The sequence below is a fragment of the Gemmobacter aquaticus genome, assembly GCF_007859075.1.
GTDB lineage: Bacteria > Pseudomonadota > Alphaproteobacteria > Rhodobacterales > Rhodobacteraceae > Gemmobacter > Gemmobacter aquaticus.
Genome location: NZ_VOAK01000011.1, coordinates 1434476 through 1451326, shown reverse-complemented (window position 1 = coordinate 1451326; position 16851 = coordinate 1434476). Strand labels below are relative to the sequence as shown.

15 protein-coding genes are annotated in these 16851 nt (G+C 62.7%); 8 read left to right on the top strand and 7 right to left on the bottom strand.

Annotation, left to right across the window (positions count from 1 at the left end; genetic code table 11):
- Positions 1-33: 33 nt before the first annotated feature.
- Positions 34-2673, top strand: coding sequence for a type I DNA topoisomerase (gene topA, locus FQU74_RS09160; RefSeq protein WP_146286082.1), 2640 nt, complete (start codon positions 34-36; stop codon positions 2671-2673).
- Between the two features lie 203 nt (positions 2674-2876).
- Here the strand turns inward: topA and choV are convergent, their stop codons facing one another.
- From choV to FQU74_RS09145, 3 genes are all read right to left on the bottom strand, one after another.
- On the bottom strand, positions 2877-3926 hold the full coding sequence (choV, locus tag FQU74_RS09155) for a choline ABC transporter ATP-binding protein (protein WP_146286081.1): 1050 nt from the start codon (positions 3924-3926) through the stop codon (positions 2877-2879).
- Positions 3923-4759 carry a choline ABC transporter permease subunit gene (gene choW / locus FQU74_RS09150; protein WP_146286080.1) on the bottom strand — a complete coding sequence of 279 codons (837 nt, stop codon included), beginning with the start codon at positions 4757-4759 and terminating at the stop codon, positions 3923-3925. Before choW ends, choV begins: the two co-directional genes overlap by 4 nt.
- 82 nt (positions 4760-4841) lie before the next feature.
- Positions 4842-5777, bottom strand: coding sequence for a choline ABC transporter substrate-binding protein (locus FQU74_RS09145; RefSeq protein WP_146286079.1), 936 nt, complete (start codon positions 5775-5777; stop codon positions 4842-4844).
- Between the two features lie 114 nt (positions 5778-5891).
- On the opposite strand from FQU74_RS09145, the gene betI reads away from it, so the two are divergent.
- The 4 genes from betI (at position 5892) to FQU74_RS09125 (ending at position 9962) form a co-directional block, all read left to right on the top strand.
- Positions 5892-6476 carry a transcriptional regulator BetI gene (betI, locus tag FQU74_RS09140; protein ID WP_146286078.1) on the top strand — a complete coding sequence of 195 codons (585 nt, stop codon included), beginning with the start codon at positions 5892-5894 and terminating at the stop codon, positions 6474-6476.
- Positions 6477-6488: 12 nt separating this feature from the next.
- Complete coding sequence (betB, locus tag FQU74_RS09135) at positions 6489-7943, top strand: betaine-aldehyde dehydrogenase (protein WP_146286077.1); 1455 nt, start codon at positions 6489-6491, stop codon at positions 7941-7943.
- Positions 7943-9601 carry a choline dehydrogenase gene (gene betA, locus FQU74_RS09130; protein WP_146286076.1) on the top strand — a complete coding sequence of 553 codons (1659 nt, stop codon included), beginning with the start codon at positions 7943-7945 and terminating at the stop codon, positions 9599-9601. Before betB ends, betA begins: the two co-directional genes overlap by 1 nt.
- A gap of 124 nt (positions 9602-9725) precedes the next feature.
- Complete coding sequence (locus tag FQU74_RS09125) at positions 9726-9962, top strand: HP1242/YdcH family protein (RefSeq protein WP_146286075.1); 237 nt, start codon at positions 9726-9728, stop codon at positions 9960-9962.
- An 84-nt stretch (positions 9963-10046) separates the two neighbouring features.
- Here FQU74_RS09125 and FQU74_RS09120 read toward each other — a convergent pair whose 3' ends face one another.
- The 4 genes from FQU74_RS09120 to FQU74_RS09105 form a co-directional block, all read right to left on the bottom strand.
- On the bottom strand, positions 10047-10769 hold the full coding sequence (locus FQU74_RS09120; protein WP_146286074.1) for a hypothetical protein: 723 nt from the start codon (positions 10767-10769) through the stop codon (positions 10047-10049).
- A 44-nt stretch (positions 10770-10813) separates the two neighbouring features.
- Complete coding sequence (locus FQU74_RS09115) at positions 10814-12211, bottom strand: helix-turn-helix domain-containing protein (RefSeq protein ID WP_146286073.1); 1398 nt, start codon at positions 12209-12211, stop codon at positions 10814-10816.
- Positions 12212-12295: 84 nt separating this feature from the next.
- Positions 12296-13516 carry a multidrug effflux MFS transporter gene (locus tag FQU74_RS09110; RefSeq protein ID WP_146286072.1) on the bottom strand — a complete coding sequence of 407 codons (1221 nt, stop codon included), beginning with the start codon at positions 13514-13516 and terminating at the stop codon, positions 12296-12298.
- Positions 13517-13563: 47 nt separating this feature from the next.
- On the bottom strand, positions 13564-13914 hold the full coding sequence (locus tag FQU74_RS09105) for a DMT family protein (protein ID WP_146286071.1): 351 nt from the start codon (positions 13912-13914) through the stop codon (positions 13564-13566).
- A 491-nt stretch (positions 13915-14405) separates the two neighbouring features.
- On the opposite strand from FQU74_RS09105, the gene FQU74_RS09100 reads away from it, so the two are divergent.
- From FQU74_RS09100 to FQU74_RS19415, 3 genes are all read left to right on the top strand, one after another.
- Positions 14406-15938, top strand: a complete 1533-nt coding sequence (locus FQU74_RS09100; protein ID WP_146286070.1) for an acyl-CoA carboxylase subunit beta — start codon at positions 14406-14408, stop codon at positions 15936-15938.
- A gap of 111 nt (positions 15939-16049) precedes the next feature.
- A complete protein-coding gene (locus FQU74_RS09095; protein ID WP_229704292.1) occupies positions 16050-16454 on the top strand; it encodes a DUF6497 family protein in 405 nt (134 codons plus the stop codon).
- A gap of 211 nt (positions 16455-16665) precedes the next feature.
- Positions 16666-16803: a hypothetical protein gene (locus FQU74_RS19415; protein ID WP_170246208.1), complete on the top strand. Its 138-nt coding sequence runs from the start codon at positions 16666-16668 to the stop codon at positions 16801-16803.
- Positions 16804-16851 lie beyond the last annotated feature (48 nt).

The following is a 16851-nucleotide window of genomic DNA, read 5'->3' as shown; positions in this document are numbered from 1 at the left end:
GGCGCCCCGGCGGTTGGGGCGCAAGAGGTATTCATGGCAGTCGTCGTCGTCGAATCTCCGGCAAAAGCCAAGACCATCAACAAGTATCTTGGCTCGGATTACACGGTTCTGGCCTCATACGGCCATGTCCGTGACCTGCCGGCCAAGGACGGATCGGTCGATCCCGAGCAGGACTTCGACATGAAGTGGGAGGTGGCTGCCGACAGCAAGAAGCATGTCCGCGCCATTGCCGAGGCCCTGAAAACCGACGACGAGCTGATCCTCGCAACCGACCCTGATCGTGAGGGCGAGGCGATCTCGTGGCACCTGAAGGAGGCTTTGGCCTCAAGCCTGAAGAAGGGCAAGAAAGTCAGCCGCGTCACCTTCAACGCCATCACCAAATCGGCTGTGACCGAGGCGATGAAGCAGCCGCGCGAGGTCGACGAGGCGCTGGTCGAGGCCTATCTTGCGCGCCGCGCGCTGGATTACCTTGTGGGGTTTACCCTGTCGCCGGTGCTTTGGCGCAAGCTGCCGGGCGCAAAATCCGCAGGCCGTGTGCAGTCGGTCTGCCTGCGGCTGATCGTCGAGCGCGAGATGGACATCGAGGCGTTTCAGGCCCGCGAATACTGGAGCGTGACTGCCCTTCTTGTCACCCCGCGCGGGCAAGAGTTCGAGGCGCGCCTGAATATTCTGGGTGGCAAGAAGCTCGACAAGTTCGACATCCCGACCGCGGAGGCTGCGGAGCTTGCGGTGAAGGCCGTGCAATCGCGCGATCTTTCGGTCTCTGCGGTCGAGGCAAAGCCGGTCTCGCGCAACCCTTGGCCGCCCTTCATGACCTCGACCCTGCAACAGGAGGCCAGCCGCAAGTTCGGAATGGGCGCCAAGGCCACAATGTCGGCGGCGCAGCGTCTCTATGAGGCGGGGCATATCACCTACATGCGGACCGATGGCATCGACATGGCCCCCGAAGCGGTCATGGCCGCTCGTGCCGAGATCGGCAGCCGGTTTGGCGCGGCCTATGTGCCCGACAGCCCGCGCATGTACAAGAACAAGGCCAAGAACGCGCAAGAGGCGCACGAATGTATCCGCCCGACCGACATGTCAGCGGCGCCCGAAAAGCTACGGCTGGTCGAGGCCGATCAGCGCAAGCTCTATGACCTGATCTGGAAGCGCACCATCGCAAGCCAGATGGCGGCCGCGCGGATGGAGCGCACGACGGTCGATATCACCAGCCCGGACGGGCAGGTTGGGCTGCGCGCAACCGGCCAGGTCGTGATGTTCGACGGCTTCCTCAAGGTCTATGACGAAGGCCGCGACGAAGAGGGGGACGACGAGGGCCGCCTGCCGCAGTTGATGCAAGGAGAGCCGACCGAGAAGCGCACTGTCTCGTCGGATCAGCACTTCACCCAGCCTCCGCCGCGCTATACCGAGGCAACGCTGGTCAAACGCATGGAAGAGTTGGGCATTGGTCGCCCCTCGACCTATGCCTCGGTGCTTTCGACGATCCAGGACCGCGAATATGTGCGCAAGGACAAGAACCGCCTGATCCCAGAGGACAAGGGGCGTCTGGTCACGGCCTTCCTGACCAATTTCTTCCGCAAGTATGTCGAGTATGACTTCACCGCCGATCTGGAAGGCCAGCTCGACGATGTGTCGGCGGGCGAGCGGGATTACAAGGAAGTGTTGGCACGGTTCTGGCGCGATTTCTCGGCCGCGGTTGCCGAGACGTCAGAGCTGCGCATCACCGAGGTGCTGGAGAAGATCGACGATTTCCTCAGCCCGCACCTCTATCCGCCGCGCGCGGATGGGGGCGACCCGCGGGCCTGCCCGGTCTGCGGTCAGGGCCGGCTGCATCTGAAAACTGCCCGCTCGGGTGGCGCCTTCATCGGCTGCGGCAATTATCCCGAATGCCGCTATACCCGCCCGATCTCGGTCGGTGAGGATTCGGGCGCGATCTCGCCCGACGGCAAGCTTCTGGGGCAGGACGCGGATGGTCAGCCCGTAACCCTGCGTGCAGGCCGCTTCGGCCCCTATGTGCAGAAGGGTGAGGTCACGGCCGATGTGCCAAAGCCGCCGCGCGCCAGCCTGCCCAAGGGGTGGTCGCCCGAAAGCATGGATCTTGATCGTGCGCTTTCCCTTTTGAATCTGCCGCGTGTGATCGGTGCGCACCCCGAGGACGGAGCGCAAGTGGAAGCCGGGATTGGCCGGTTCGGGCCTTATGTCAAACACAACGCCGTCTATGCCAACCTGCCGGAAGTGGATGAGGTCTTCACCATCGGCATGAACCGCGCGGTCGAGGTGCTGGCACAAAAGGCGGCGCGCGGTGGGGCCCGTGCCGGATCTGCACCCGCCCAACCGCTGCGCGAACTTGGCACGCATCCGGATGGTGGTGTCGTCTCGGTCATGCCAGGGCGCTACGGGCCCTATGTGAAATGGGAAAAGGTCAACGCGACGCTGCCCAAAGGGGCAGAGCCCGAGAGCATCACGCTCGACGAAGCGCTGGCGCTGATTGCCGAGAAGGCCGGGAAATCCCCGAAAAAACCGGCCCGGAAAACGGCCAAAGCATCGGGTGAGGCAAAGCCCAAGGCCGCCGCAAAGTCAAAGCCGAAAGCGACCAAGGCTACTACCGCCAAGACTGCCGCCACCAAGTCGCCAAAGCGCAAAGCTGCCGCCGAGGCGCCCATCGTCGAATGACGCTTCGGAACGTGCTTGTAAGATGAAGCAAAGGGGGGCGCTCGCGCCCCCTCTTGCCTGCGGCAATTCACCCCCTGAGGATACTTGGTAAAAGGAGAGGGGGGCAGGCCAGCCCCCCATCTTCTTCTTTTCGGAAATATCCTCGGGGGGACGGCGCGAACCGCGCCGCGGGGGGCAGACAGCCCCCCGTCACCGCTCTCCGTTCACGCCGCGCTTGGTGCGTCGGGGCGCGCGCGCGGGTCCACCAGTCGTGCAAGAACCTCGGCGCTGGTGATTCTGCCGATCGTGTTACCCGTCTCGGTCACGGCAAGCTCGGTGGCGCCATCGCGCAACAGTTCCATCACCATCTTGAGCGGCGCCTCTGCATCGACCCAATGGCGGGCATCGGCCGCAGGGCCGGACCGCATGACGTCGCGGGCTGCCAAGACGTTCAAGGGATTCATATGCGCGACAAAGTCCTGCACATAATCGTTGATCGGGTTGGCGATGATCTCGCGTGCGGTCCCGCATTGAACGATCCGGCCCCCTTCCATCAGGGCGATGCGGTTGCCGATCTTGAAGGCCTCATCCAGATCGTGGCTCACGAAGACGATGGTGCGCTTCAGCCGCTTTTGCAGGTCCAGAAGCTCGTCCTGCAGCTTGGTGCGGATCAGCGGGTCGAGCGCCGAAAACGGCTCATCCATCAGCAGGATCGGGGCTTGCGTCACAAAGGCACGCGCAAGGCCTACGCGCTGTTGCATGCCGCCCGACAGCTCACCCACCTTGCGGTCCGCCCATTGCGTCAGGTTGACCAGATCGAGTTGTTCGTCCACGGGTTTGCGCCGTGCCTCAATGGGCGTGCCGGCAAGCTCAAGGCCGAGGCCCACATTCTCGCGCACCGTGCGCCAAGGCAGCAGGCCGAACTGCTGGAACACCATGGCAATCCGCGACAGACGCAGGCGCCGCAGCGTTTCGGGGTCGGCCTTGGTGACCGAAACCATCCGGTCGCCATCCGAGACCCGCACCTCGCCCCGCACCACGGGGTTCAGCGCATTCACGCCGCGCAGCAGGGTCGATTTGCCCGAACCGGAGAGCCCCATCAGCACGAGGATCTCGCCTTCCTGCACGCTGAGCGAGCAATCGTGCACGCCAAGCACCTGGCCCGTGGCCTTCTGCACCTCGGCGCGGGACATGCCCTTGTCCATCAGGGGAAGCGCCTTGTCGGGGTCGTCGCCAAAGACGATGGAGACGCGGTCAAATTCTACTGCGGTCATTTGCGCGTCACCCTCAGCATGCGATCCAGCATGATGGCCACGACGACGATGACGAGGCCCGATTCAAATCCAAGCGCGGTGTTGACCGAGTTCAATGCCCGCACAACCGGCACGCCCAACCCGTTCGCACCGACCAGCGCGGCGATCACCACCATCGAAAGCGACAGCATGATGGTCTGGTTCAGCCCCACCATGATCTGCGGAAAGGCGTAGGGAAGTTCGACCTTCCAAAGCACCTGCCGTTTGGTCGCGCCAAAGGCGGTCGCGGCCTCAAGGAGCGGCATCGGCGTGGTCGAGATGCCGAGATGCGTCATACGGATGGGTGCGGGCAGAACGAAGATCACCGTAGCGATCAGGCCGGGCACCATCCCGATGCCGAAGAAAACGATGGCCGGGATCAGATAGACGAAGGTGGGCAGCGTCTGCATCAGGTCAAGAACCGGGGTCATCGCGGCATAGGCCTTGGGCCGATGCGCCGCCCAGATCCCGATCGGCACGCCGAGTCCGAGACACACCACGCAAGAGGACAGGACCAGCGTCAGGCTTTCGGTCGTTTCCTCCCAATAGCCCTGGTTCAGGATGAAGGCGAAGGCCAGCACCACGAAGAGCACGACTTTCCAAGACCGCTGCAGGTACCAGGTCAGGGCCACGAAGGCCGCAATTACAACAAGCGGGTGGGGCGATTGCAGCACCCACAGGATCCCGTCGATAAGCGCCTCCATCACGGCGCCCATGGCATCGAACAGGGGTTTGAGGTTTTCCTTCATCCATTCGAAGGAGACCTTCGAAATCTTGCCAAGCGGCAGCTTGTTTTCGGTCAGCCAGTCGAGCATCCGGCGGGCATCCTTTCGGGCGGGCGGGCATGAAAAACTGTTCCCCCGCCGTAGTGGCGGGGGAACCCGATGGCGCTATGCGTCAGAGGCCGAGGCCCGTCTTGACTGCTGCGAGACCGTCACCACCATCCTTGGTGGTCACGCCGTCAAGCCAGGGGCCCAGAACATCGGGGTTCGCCTTCAGCCAGGCGGCTGCCGCATCCTTGGGGTCTTCGCCGTCGTTCAGGATGGCGCCCATGATCTCGTTCTCCATCTTCAACGAGAATTCGAGGTTCTGCAGCAGCTTGCCGGTGTTCGGGCATTCGGCGACATAGCCCTTGCGGACGTTGGTCGCAACGATCGCGCCGCCCAGGTTCGGGCCGAAGAAGTCGTCGCCGCCGGTCAGATAGGTCATCTTGAAGTTGGCGTTCATCGGGTGGGGTTCCCAGCCGAGGAAGATGATCGGCTGCTGGTCGCCCGTGGTCCGTGCCACCTCGGCCAGCATCCCCTGTTCCGAGCTTTCGACCACCTCGAACCCGTCAAGGCCGAAGGCGTTCTTCTCGATCATGTCGAGGATCAGGCGGTTGCCGTCATTGCCCGGCTCGATCCCGTAGATCTTGCCTTCCAGCGCATCCTTGTGGGTCACGATGTCGGCGAAATCCTTGATGCCAAGCGCAGCGCCGGCCTCGTTGGTGGCCAGCGTGTATTTCGCGCCTTCAAGGTTGGTGCGAACGGTTTCGACGGTGCCCGCATCACGGTAGGGGGCAATGTCGGCCTCCATCGTGGGCATCCAGTTGCCGAGGAACACGTCGACGTCGCCCTCGGCCAGCGCGGTGTAGGTCACCGGCACCGACAGAAGCTTTGTCTCGGTTTCATACCCCAGCGATTCGAGGATGACGCTGGTGGCTGCCGTGGTGGCGGTGATGTCGGTCCAGCCGACATCCGAGAAGGTTACCTTGTCGCAGCCTTCGGCATAAGCGGTACCCGCAAAGGCGAAAGCTACGGCAGAGGCCATGAGGCCGGATTTAAGATTCTTCATGTCGACTCCCTGTGGTCGTTGGCCAGAAGCGTCTGCGCGCTTTTTGTTGATTGACGGATCAATAAAAAACACGCTAGCTCGGTTTGGCAAGCATTTTCTGCGAGGTGCCGCCAGATGCCCAAGCTCGGGATGGAGCCTATCCGAAAGGCCGCGTTGGTCAAAGCGACCATCGTGGAGATCGGCCGTGCCGGTTCGCTGGACGTCACGGTGAGCCAGATTGCCAAGCGCGCAGGGATGTCATCGGCGCTGGCGCATCACTACTTCGGGTCCAAGGAAGACATTTTCCTTGCCGCAATGCGCCATATTCTGTCGCTTTATGGCGCTGAAGTGCGGGGTGCGCTGGCTGCCAGCGCCTGCAATCCTGAGGCGCGGCTTCAGGCGATCGTGCGGGCAAGCTTTACGCCGGGCAACTTTCGGCGCGAGGCGATCGGGGCCTGGCTCAACTTCTATGTGCTGGCCCAGACCGTGCCAGAGGCGCGGCGGCTGCTGTCGGTCTATCAGCGCAGGCTGCGGTCGAACCTTCTGGCCTGCCTGCGTCCGCTGGTCGGCACGCGGGCCGATGCGGTTGCGGCGGGCCTCGGGGCGCTGATCGACGGGGTTTACCTGCGCGAGGCGCTGAAGGAGGGGCCGCCTGATTCGGCCTCGGCAGTGGCCACGGTGATGGAATTCGTGGCGTCAGAAACTGGAAAACGGAACTGAAAGGGGGCACAGATGCGGGCTCAACCCAAGGCCAGTCATTTCGTAAATGGTGCCTATGTCGAGGATACGGCAGGGGCGGTAATTGATGTGGTCTATCCCGCCACGGGCGAGGTGATCGCGCGGCTGCATGAGGCAACGCCGGCCGTGATCGAGGCCGCTCTGGCAGGGGCCACGGCCGCGCAAAAGGCTTGGGGCAAGACCCGGCCGGTCGAGCGCGCGCGCATCCTGCGCCGGGCGGTGGATCTGATCCGCGAGCGCAATGCCGAGCTGTCAGAGCTTGAGACGCTGGATACCGGCAAGCCCATTCAGGAAACCACCGTGGCGGACTGGCCTTCGGGTGCCGACGCGCTGGAATACTTCGCGGGCCTCGCCCCGACGGTGACCGGCGAGACGGTGCCTCTGGGGGGCGATTTCGTCTACACGATTCGTGAGCCCCTGGGGGTCTGCGTCGGCATCGGCGCCTGGAACTATCCCAGCCAGATCGCCTGCTGGAAGGCCGCGCCCGCGCTAAGCCTCGGGAATGCGATGATCTTCAAACCATCTGAGGTGACGCCGCTTGGCGCGCTGAAGCTGGCCGAAATCCTGATCGAGGCCGGGCTTCCGGCGGGTCTGTTCAACGTCGTGCAGGGCCGGGGAGCCGTTGGCGGTGCGCTGGTCACCGATCCGCGTGTGGCCAAGGTCTCGCTGACGGGCTCTGTTCCCACGGGTCGCAAGGTCTATGCTGCCGCGGCCGAGGGCATTCGCCATGTCACGATGGAACTGGGCGGCAAGTCGCCGCTGATCGTGTTCGAGGATGCCGATATTGAAAGCGCAATCGGCGCGGCGATGCTGGGCAACTTCTATTCGACCGGCCAGATCTGCTCGAACGGCACGCGCGTCTTTGTCCAGAAGGGCATCAAGGAACGCTTTTTGTCGCGTCTTGCCGAACGCACCGCCGCGATCCGCCTTGGCGACCCGCTGGACCCCGACACCCAGCTTGGGCCGCTGGTCAGTGCCGTGCAGCTTGAAAAGGTGCTGGCCTATATTGAGAAGGCCCGTGCCGAAGGCGGTCGTCTGGTTGCAGGCGGCGGGCGCGCCGATCTGAACTCCGGCTTCTATGTGCAGCCGACCGTCTTTGCCGATATCACCGATGACATGACGCTGGCCTGCGAAGAGGTGTTCGGCCCGGTCATGGCCGTCCTTGATTTCGACACTGAAGAAGAGGTCGTAACCCGCGCCAATGCAACGGAATTCGGTCTCGCAGCCGGTGTCTTTACCGCTGATCTTTCGCGTGGTCACCGCGTCGTTGCGCAATTGCAGGCCGGCACCTGCTGGATCAACGCCTACAACCTGACCCCGGTCGAAGGGCCGTTCGGCGGTGTCAAATCCTCGGGCGTCGGGCGCGAAAACAGCAAGGCCGCGGTCGAGCATTACACACAGGTCAAATCGGTCTACGTGGGCATGGGCCCGGTGGAGGCACCCTACTGATGGCACCCGATTACGTCATCGTCGGCGCGGGATCGGCTGGCTGCGCCATAGCCTATCGTCTGGCCGAAGCCGGGCGCAGCGTGACCGTCATCGAGTTTGGCGGCACCGATGCGGGGCCCTTCATCCAGATGCCGGGCGCGCTGAGCTATCCCATGAACATGGGCATCTACGACTGGGGCTTTCAGACCGAGCCTGAGCCGCATCTGGGCGGGCGCGTCCTTGCCACCCCGCGGGGCAAGGTGATCGGCGGGTCGTCCTCGATCAACGGCATGGTCTATGTGCGTGGCCATGCCCGCGACTTTGACCATTGGGCCGAACAGGGCGCGGCGGGCTGGTCCTACGCCGATGTGCTGCCCTATTTCCGCCGGATGGAAAGCTGGCACGGCGACGAGGGGAACGGCGATCACGACTATCGTGGAGCCAATGGCCCGCTGCATGTGACGCGAGGCCCGCGGGACAATCCGCTGTTCAACGCCTTCATCGAGGCGGGCAAGCAGGCGGGCTACCCGGTGACGCCTGACTACAACGGTCGCCAGCAAGAGGGCTTCGGCGCCATGGAGGCGACGATCTGGCAGGGCCGGCGCTGGTCGGCCGCAAATGCCTATCTGAAGCCCGCGATCAAGACTGGCCGGGTGAAGGTGGAAAAGGGCTTCGCCCGCCGCATCGTGATCGAGAACGGACGCGCCACGGGTGTCGAGATCGAGCAGAAGGGCCGCATCGTCACCATCCCGGTCAACCGTGAGGTGATCATCGCTGCCTCGTCGATCAACTCGCCCAAGCTGCTGCTTCTTTCGGGCATCGGCCCGGCGGCGCATCTGCGTGAGCATGGTATTCCCGTTGTGGCCGACCGTCCCGGCGTGGGCCAGAATCTGCAAGACCATCTGGAGCTTTACCTGCAATTCGCGGCCAGCCAGCCGGTCACGCTGTACAAATACTGGAACCTCTGGGGCAAGGCGCTGGTCGGCGCGCAATGGCTGTTTGCGCGGCGGGGGATCGGCACCTCGAACCAGTTCGAAAGCTGCGCCTTCATCCGCTCCAAGCCCGGCGTCGACTACCCCGACATCCAGTACCATTTCCTGCCGATCGCGGTGCGCTACGACGGCAAGGCCGCAGCCGAGGGGCATGGCTTCCAGACCCATGTCGGACCGATGCGCTCTGTCTCGCGCGGCAGCGTCAGCTTGCGCTCGGGCGATCCGCGCGTGTCGCCGAAGATCCTCTTCAACTACATGAGCGACCCGTCCGACTGGGACGACTTCCGCCGCTGCATCCGCCTGACGCGCGAGATCATCGGGCAGGATGCCTTCAAGCCCTTCCTCAAGTCCGAGATCCAGCCGGGCGTGAACGTGCAGTCGGATGACGAGCTGAACGCGTTCATCATGGAGCATGTCGAAAGCGCCTATCACCCCTGCGGCACCTGCCGCATGGGCGCGGCTGACGACCCCATGGCGGTGGTCGACCCCGAGGCCCGCGTGATCGGTGTTGAAGGGCTGCGCCTTGCCGACAGTTCAGTCTTCCCGCGGGTGACGAACGGCAACCTGAACGCACCTTCGATCATGACGGGCGAAAAGGCGGCTGACCATATCCTTGGCAGGACGCCGCTTGCGGCCGCGAATCTGGAGCCGTGGATCAACCCGAACTGGCGCACCGCACAGCGCTGATGGAAAAGGCCCCGGAAAGGGGCCTTTTTCGTGCATCTTCCATGCGCCATTTGATCCGGGTCAAAGGCGGGGGCGTTCCGGGCGGCTAGTGTGACTGCGCAATGACACGGAAGGAGACATGCGCATGTCCAATACACCCCACGACCTGCTGGAAGAATTCCCGGCCGAGGCCACCCGCATTTCGGCACTGAAAGAGACGGATGCGCATTTCGCCCGGCTGGTGGAGGAATACCACGAGGTCAACCGCGCCGTGCACCGCGCCGAAACCCGCGTCCAGCCGATGTCGGACGAGCACGAGACAGAGCTGCGCAAGAAACGCGCCGCGCTGAAGGACCAGATCTGGAAGCGCGTGAACGGCTGAACGGCGAGCAAGATGAACGAAAGGCCCGGCACTGCCGGGCCTTTTGGGTTTTGGGGCCGTTGATTCGTGACACCAAGTGGGGAGCTATTTGCGCTTCGCGATAGTTTCCAGCGCAGACGCAATTCTCATTTGCGGTGATTTATGTGATCCTAGACCTCGCATTGCGCGAACATCAATAACGAATTCCCCATTGTATTCTGCACCAGTCAAGTCCTCATAGGATATCCTTGCTAAAAATGGCGACAACGGTTTCAACGGACGGTTCGGATCGACAGTCCCCGAGGTGTCCTGCCCTAACAAGTGCCAGCCGAGAGCAAAATTGAATTCTATTGACTGTCCTTGAAGCAAAACCGCGAAAGGCTCCCGGGGCGCAAAGATGTTGTGCAAGTAGTTCCTTTTGAGATCCTCGTCCGCCTCATCGTGTGGTTTGTCCACATTGAGTTGCACCTTAAGTGCTGCCCCGGCTCCAACATTCGATATGTTAAACGTAACTAGTTCGCGAGCATCTTCTCTTTGTCCGAGATGCACAACAAGCACGGGGTCAGTACTGGCCTCACGCGTCCTGCGTTGTTCAAGGAGTGCATTGGCGGAGAAGTAGGTTGAGGCCATCGCAACAAGAAGCGAAATGATGATCGGTGATATGATTAAGTATTGTGAGCTGTCCTCGGCGCCTCTGAAAAACTCGTTGGCTATGAAGATTAATATTGGGGTTAGCAGCCCAACTATAATTCCAAAAGCAAACTTCCCATCTCTTAGGTATGAAGACCTAGTGGCGATTTTATCATGCCGAATCGAATACTTTTCCACAGTAACTCCTCAACGAGCCTTGGCAAATTAAGGGGCACTCCCCCTCACTCCGCAATCTGATAGGGCAGGATCCCCCGCCGGTCGGGGTCGACCCTCAGCCGGCGTTCAAGCGGCGGGACAGAGCGTTGGTGGCAGTCGCGGCGGTCGCAGATGCGGCACGAGATGCCGATGGGTTCAAACTTGCCGCGCAGGTCAAGGCCATCGGCATAGACCAATGCGTCGGCGTGCTGGACCTCGCAGCCGATGCAGATCGCATAGCGGCGGACGGGTGCGTTGAAGCTGCCGCCTGATTTGCTGACATCGCGGGCGAGGCACAGGTAGCGCACGCCGTCCGGGGTTTCAGCGAGTTGCCGCAGGAACTGGCCCGGCGTTTCAAAGGCGCGGTGCACGTTCCACAGCGGGCAGGCGCCGCCAAATCGGGCGAACTGCAACCGCGTGGCCGAGTGGCGCTTGGTGATGGTGCCGGCCTGATCGACGCGCACAAAGAAGAAGGGAATCCCCTTTGCACCGGGGCGCTGGAGGGTCGACAGCCTGTGCGCGACCTGCTCGATGCTGGCGCCAAAGATATCGGCCAGCCGCTCCAGATCGTGCCGCTCGTCCAGCGCAGCCTGCTGAAAGGCGCGATAGGGCAACAGGGCGGCGCCGGCGAAATAGTTGGCCAGGCCGATCTTGGCGATGTCGCGGGCCTCGGGCGTCGCAAAGCGGGCAAGATCCAGCGTCGCATCCAGCAGATCGTTCTGCGTGGTCAGCGCCACCTGATAGAGCAGCTGGAACCGCTGTGTGGGCCCCGCCGCGCGGGCCGAGATCGCCAGTTTGCGCCCCTCGGCCTGATAGCTGCGCAACAGCGGGCTGTCGGCAAAGCTGATATCGACGCCCGCGCGGGTCAGGGCCTCGGTCGCGGTCACGACCGGGTCCTTGCGCTGGCCGCCGGGCATGGCGAAATGCTCGGCCGCCCGATCAATCGCATCGATGTAGTTGTCGCAATAGTGGAAGAAGTCGCGCACCTCTTCCCAGGGTGATGGCTTCAGTGCTGCATCCTCGCGCCCAAGTGCCTCGTCCAGCGAGGCGAGGCGCTCATGCGTCTGCCGATAGGCGCGGTGCAGATCGAGGAAAGCCCGCGCCAGTGCAGGGGCGTTGGACGCTGCCAGTCGCAGATCGGCGAGCGGCGGCGTTCCGCCCTGAAACACCGGGTCGGCCAGGGCCTCGCGCATGTCCGACACAATCCGCTCGGAATCGCCGGTGGTCAGTTCGGTCACGTCAAAGCCGAACTCCTGCACCAGCGAGAGCACGACCCCGGCAGAAACCGGGCGGTGGTTGTTCTCCATCTGGTTCAGATAGGGCAGCGATACGCCCAGCTTGTCGGCAAAGGCCTTTTGCGTGACGCCCAGCCGTCCGCGCAGCTCGCGCAGCTTGACCCCGGCATAGAGCTTTTGCGTTGACATGCTGGCCCCCATGAAATGGCAGACGTGCGGCTGGCAGGTTTGCTAATGGCGTATCTGCCGTTTGCAAAGCTGTTCTGTCAAGCGTCAGCCCGCAAGACCCAGCTGTCGTGCCCGGCGCATGACCCAGAGGATCGCGATCACCGACCCGATCGAGGTCACAAGCATCAGGATCGCCAGCGGCAGTTCGGTAGCGCCCGGTGTCAGCATCGCGCCCGCCAACGCCGCCAGTGCCGCGCCGCCGCCAATGACGATGGCCCCGCCGAGGCCCGAGGCCGTGCCCGCAAGCTCTGGTCTGACCGAAAGGATGCCCGCGTTGGAATTGGGCAGGCTGATGCCGTTCCCAAGCCCCATGAACAGCGTCAGGCCAAAGAACCAGAACGGCCCCATCAGCCCTGACACCGACACCAGAACAATCAAAAGGCAGGCGAGCGTCGTGACCATGGTGCCAACCAGGACCATGCGGTTCATGCCCATGCGAACGGAATAGCGCCCGGCAAGAAAGTTGCCCACCGCATAACCCACGGCCGTCAGGGCGAACAGTGCTCCGATCTGGCTGGAGGTCAGACCGAAGATCTGCGTCCCCACGAAGGGCGCGCCGCCCAGATAGGCAAAGAAGCAGCCCGAAGCCAGCGCCGCCGACAGGCTGTAGCCCCAGAAGCGTTGTGAGGCCAGCAGCCGAGGGTATTGTGCCACCTGCGCCGCGAGGCCGAGGCCGGACGGGGTAGATGTCTCTCCCAGATCGCGCCAGCACAGGATTGTCACCAGAACGCCAGACACCAGCAGAAACGCAAAGCTCGCCTGCCAGCCCCAGATCTCATCGAGCACGCCGCCGATCACCGGGCCGATCATCGGCACGAGGCTCATCCCCATCGTGACATAGCCGATCATCGAGGCGGCCTCGGCATCGCTGACCATGTCACGCACGATGGCGCGCGACAGCACCATCCCGGCCGCGATGACCGCCTGTGCCATGCGGAAGACGATAAACACCTCTGCCGTCGGGGCGAGCAAGACGCCGACTGTTGCCAGCAGGAACAGGACCAGTGCGCCAAGCACCACCTTGCGCCGTCCGAACCGGTCGGAGATCGGCCCGATCACGATCTGCAGCGCAGCAGACAGTGCCAGATACAGCGCGACCGACAATTGCATGAAGGCATAAGGCGCGTCGAACCAAGCGGCCATCGAGGGAAGCGAGGGCAGGAAGATGTTCATCGACAGCGCCGAGATCCCGGCGAGCAGGGTCAGCGTCAAAACCTTGGGCGGTGTCGTCGGGTCGAGGAAGCGGGATGGGGCATGATCGGGCATCCCACATCCCTAAGGGGGCGAGGGCGGGCTGTCCGTCCTGTCTGCGACTACCACTTGTGAAAAATGAAGAACGCGCCCAGTGCGATGAAACTGAAGCCAAGGATTTGGTTCCAGGTCAGCGGCTCTTTCAGGAAGAACACCGAAAAGACGCCGAAGACCGCAAGGGTGATGACCTCCTGGATCGTCTTCAACTCGGCCGCCGAGAAATGGCCGTGGCCAAAGCGGTTCGCAGGCACCATCAGGAGGTACTCGAAGAATGCGATGCCCCAGGACACGAAGATCACCACCAAAAGCGGTGCCGTCTTGAAGCGCAGGTGGCCATACCAGGCGAAGGTCATGAAGATGTTCGAGGCCAGCAGCAGGCCGATGGTGATGACGGGGACGGGCAGGGCGGGCACGGGGCACCTCGATCTGGGATGTGGGTGGATGTGCAAAGGCACGATCCTGCGCCGGGTTTCAAGGGGAGCGCACAAGTCCTGCATTGTACGCCCTGCGCGCTGTTGTACGTTCGCTTGCGCAGAAACTGGCCCTGCTGCACGCGGGACGGCGCAGCATTCTGGTGGCCCTGCATAACCTTGGGCGTGCCGCCGTTCAGACCGATCGCGCCGAATTGCTGATGTCGGGATGCATTGTGTTCAAAGACGACTCTTTGCACATTTCGTCATCGAAATGAGACTTGGGGCCGGTTAGGCTCATGAATTGAAGGCATATGAGGTCGAATCCCGCAGGGTGGTGGCTGGAGTTCCTTGGTCGCCGGGGTGGCGTCCCGCGCCTTATTTGCAATTTGCAGCTTTGCCTCTGCCAATAATTTGCAAATTTTCGCAATTTCGTTTTGCGATGCTGCAGCGCAATAATATTGTGCGTCCGATTCCCGGGGAAGAGGTCCGCCATGAAAGACATCCTGCAAGAGCTTGAAAACCGTCGCGTCGTGGCGCGGGCCGGGGGCGGCCAGCGTCGGGTCGAGGCGCAGCACGCCAAGGGCAAGTTGACCGCACGCGAGCGGATCGAGCTTCTGCTGGACGAAGGATCGTTCGAAGAGTTCGACATGTTCGTGCGCCACCGCTGCACCGATTTCGGGATGGAGGCGGACCGTCCCGCCGGTGACGGCGTGGTAACCGGCTGGGGTACGATCAACGGTCGGCAGGTCTATGTTTTCTCTCAGGATTTCACCGTGTTCGGTGGCTCGCTGTCGGAAACCCACGCCCAGAAGATCTGCAAGATCATGGACATGGCGATGCAGAATGGCGCGCCGGTGATCGGGTTGAACGATTCCGGCGGTGCGCGGATTCAGGAGGGCGTGGCGAGCCTTGCGGGCTACGCCGAGGTCTTCCAGCGCAATGTCATGGCAAGCGGGGTGGTGCCGCAAATCAGCGTCATCATGGGCCCCTGCGCAGGCGGTGCGGTCTATTCGCCCGCCATGACCGACTTCATCTTCATGGTGAAAGACACGTCCTACATGTTCGTGACTGGCCCCGATGTGGTGAAGACAGTTACGAATGAGGTGGTGACGGCCGAGGAACTCGGCGGCGCCTCAACCCATACCCGCAAGTCGTCGGTCGCCGATGGCGCCTTTGAAAACGACGTCGAGGCGCTGGCCGAAGTGCGCCGTCTGGTGGACTTCCTGCCGCTCAACAATCGTGACAAGGCGCCGGTCCGACCCTTCTTCGACAGCCCGGCGCGGGTGGAGGACAGTCTCGACACGCTGATCCCCGATAACCCGAACCAGCCCTACGACATGAAGGAACTGATCCTGAAGGTCGCGGATGAGGGCGACTTCTACGAAATCCAGAAAGACTATGCCGGTAATATCATCACCGGATTTATCCGGATCGAGGGGCAGACGGTTGGCGTGGTCGCGAACCAGCCGATGGTTCTGGCGGGCTGCCTTGATATCGACAGCAGCCGCAAGGCCGCGCGCTTTGTGCGCTTCTGCGATGCGTTCGAGATCCCGATCCTGACTCTTGTCGACGTGCCCGGCTTCCTGCCAGGCACCAGCCAGGAATACGGTGGCGTCATCAAGCACGGGGCGAAACTTCTCTTCGCCTATGGCGAGGCGACAGTGCCGAAGGTTACGGTCATCACCCGCAAAGCCTATGGCGGGGCCTATGACGTGATGGCATCAAAGCACCTGCGGGGCGATTTCAACTATGCCTGGCCCACCGCCGAGATCGCGGTGATGGGGGCCAAGGGTGCGACCGAGATTCTCTATCGCAGCGAGTTGGGTGACCGCGAGAAAATCGCCGCGCGCACCAAGGATTACGAGGATCGTTTCGCCAATCCCTTTGTCGCGGCAGAGCGCGGCTTTATCGACGAGGTGATTCAGCCGCATTCGACCCGACGTCGTGTTGCCCGCGCCTTTGCCTCGCTGAGGGGCAAGAAGCTGGCAAACCCGTGGAAGAAGCACGATAACATCCCGCTGTAACGCCAATCGCGAACAAGGGGGACAATCCATGATTCACGTCACACCAACCGCCGGCACGGGGGCAGCGATGCCCCATCGCCGGACTGCCCTGGGCGGGCGGGACGGTCGGCCATGACCGGGGCTGTGGTTCCGTCCCCCGCCGCGGCGGCAGGCGACGTTATTCTGGTGGGCGATGCCTCGCCCATCGATGTGCCATCGGGACAGCTGGTAACCTTGCAGGATGTGATCTGGAACGAGGCGGGGCCAACCGGCCTTACGATGCGCTTCCGCTTTGTTGCGCCCCAGATTGCCAGGGGTGCAGCTGCGGTGGATGCCGAGACTGCTCTGGCTGACATGCAGGCGCTTTGTCAGGGCTTTGCCCTGTCGCGCATTGCGGAATTCGGCCCGAAGCCCGGTCAGATCATCATTTCTCTGTCTGACAAGCCGATCCCCTTTGGGGAAAGCGCGCCCGACGTGACGCAGTTCTTCGAAGCCTTCACCATTCAGGACGGAACCTGCGTCTGGGAGATGTACTGATGCGACCGAGCACTCTTGAGAGAACGGCAGTTCTGCGCCGACCCGCTGATGCAGCAACGTCACATCGCCAAATTGGCGCTTTTTGGGCGTGTCAAAGCTTTGCGTTTGGCGGTAATGTCGCCTCGAAGCGCGAAGACGCGTTTCGTTTTGCAGTTCAGGGGCATGGCGCGGTGATCCGCCCGGACGCCCCTCAGGAATTCAGGAGAATAGGATGTCGAACGGTATCCGTATCACGATGGCAATCTGCGCGCTGGCTTTCATCACCGCTTGCGCCAAGAAAGAAGAAGTCGTCGTGGTCGAAGAGACCCCTGTCACGACTGAACCGGTTTACACCGGCAAGTACAACTGATCTCTGCCGGCGGGCCGGTCCGGCCCTCGGGCATAACGCCCGGCCCGC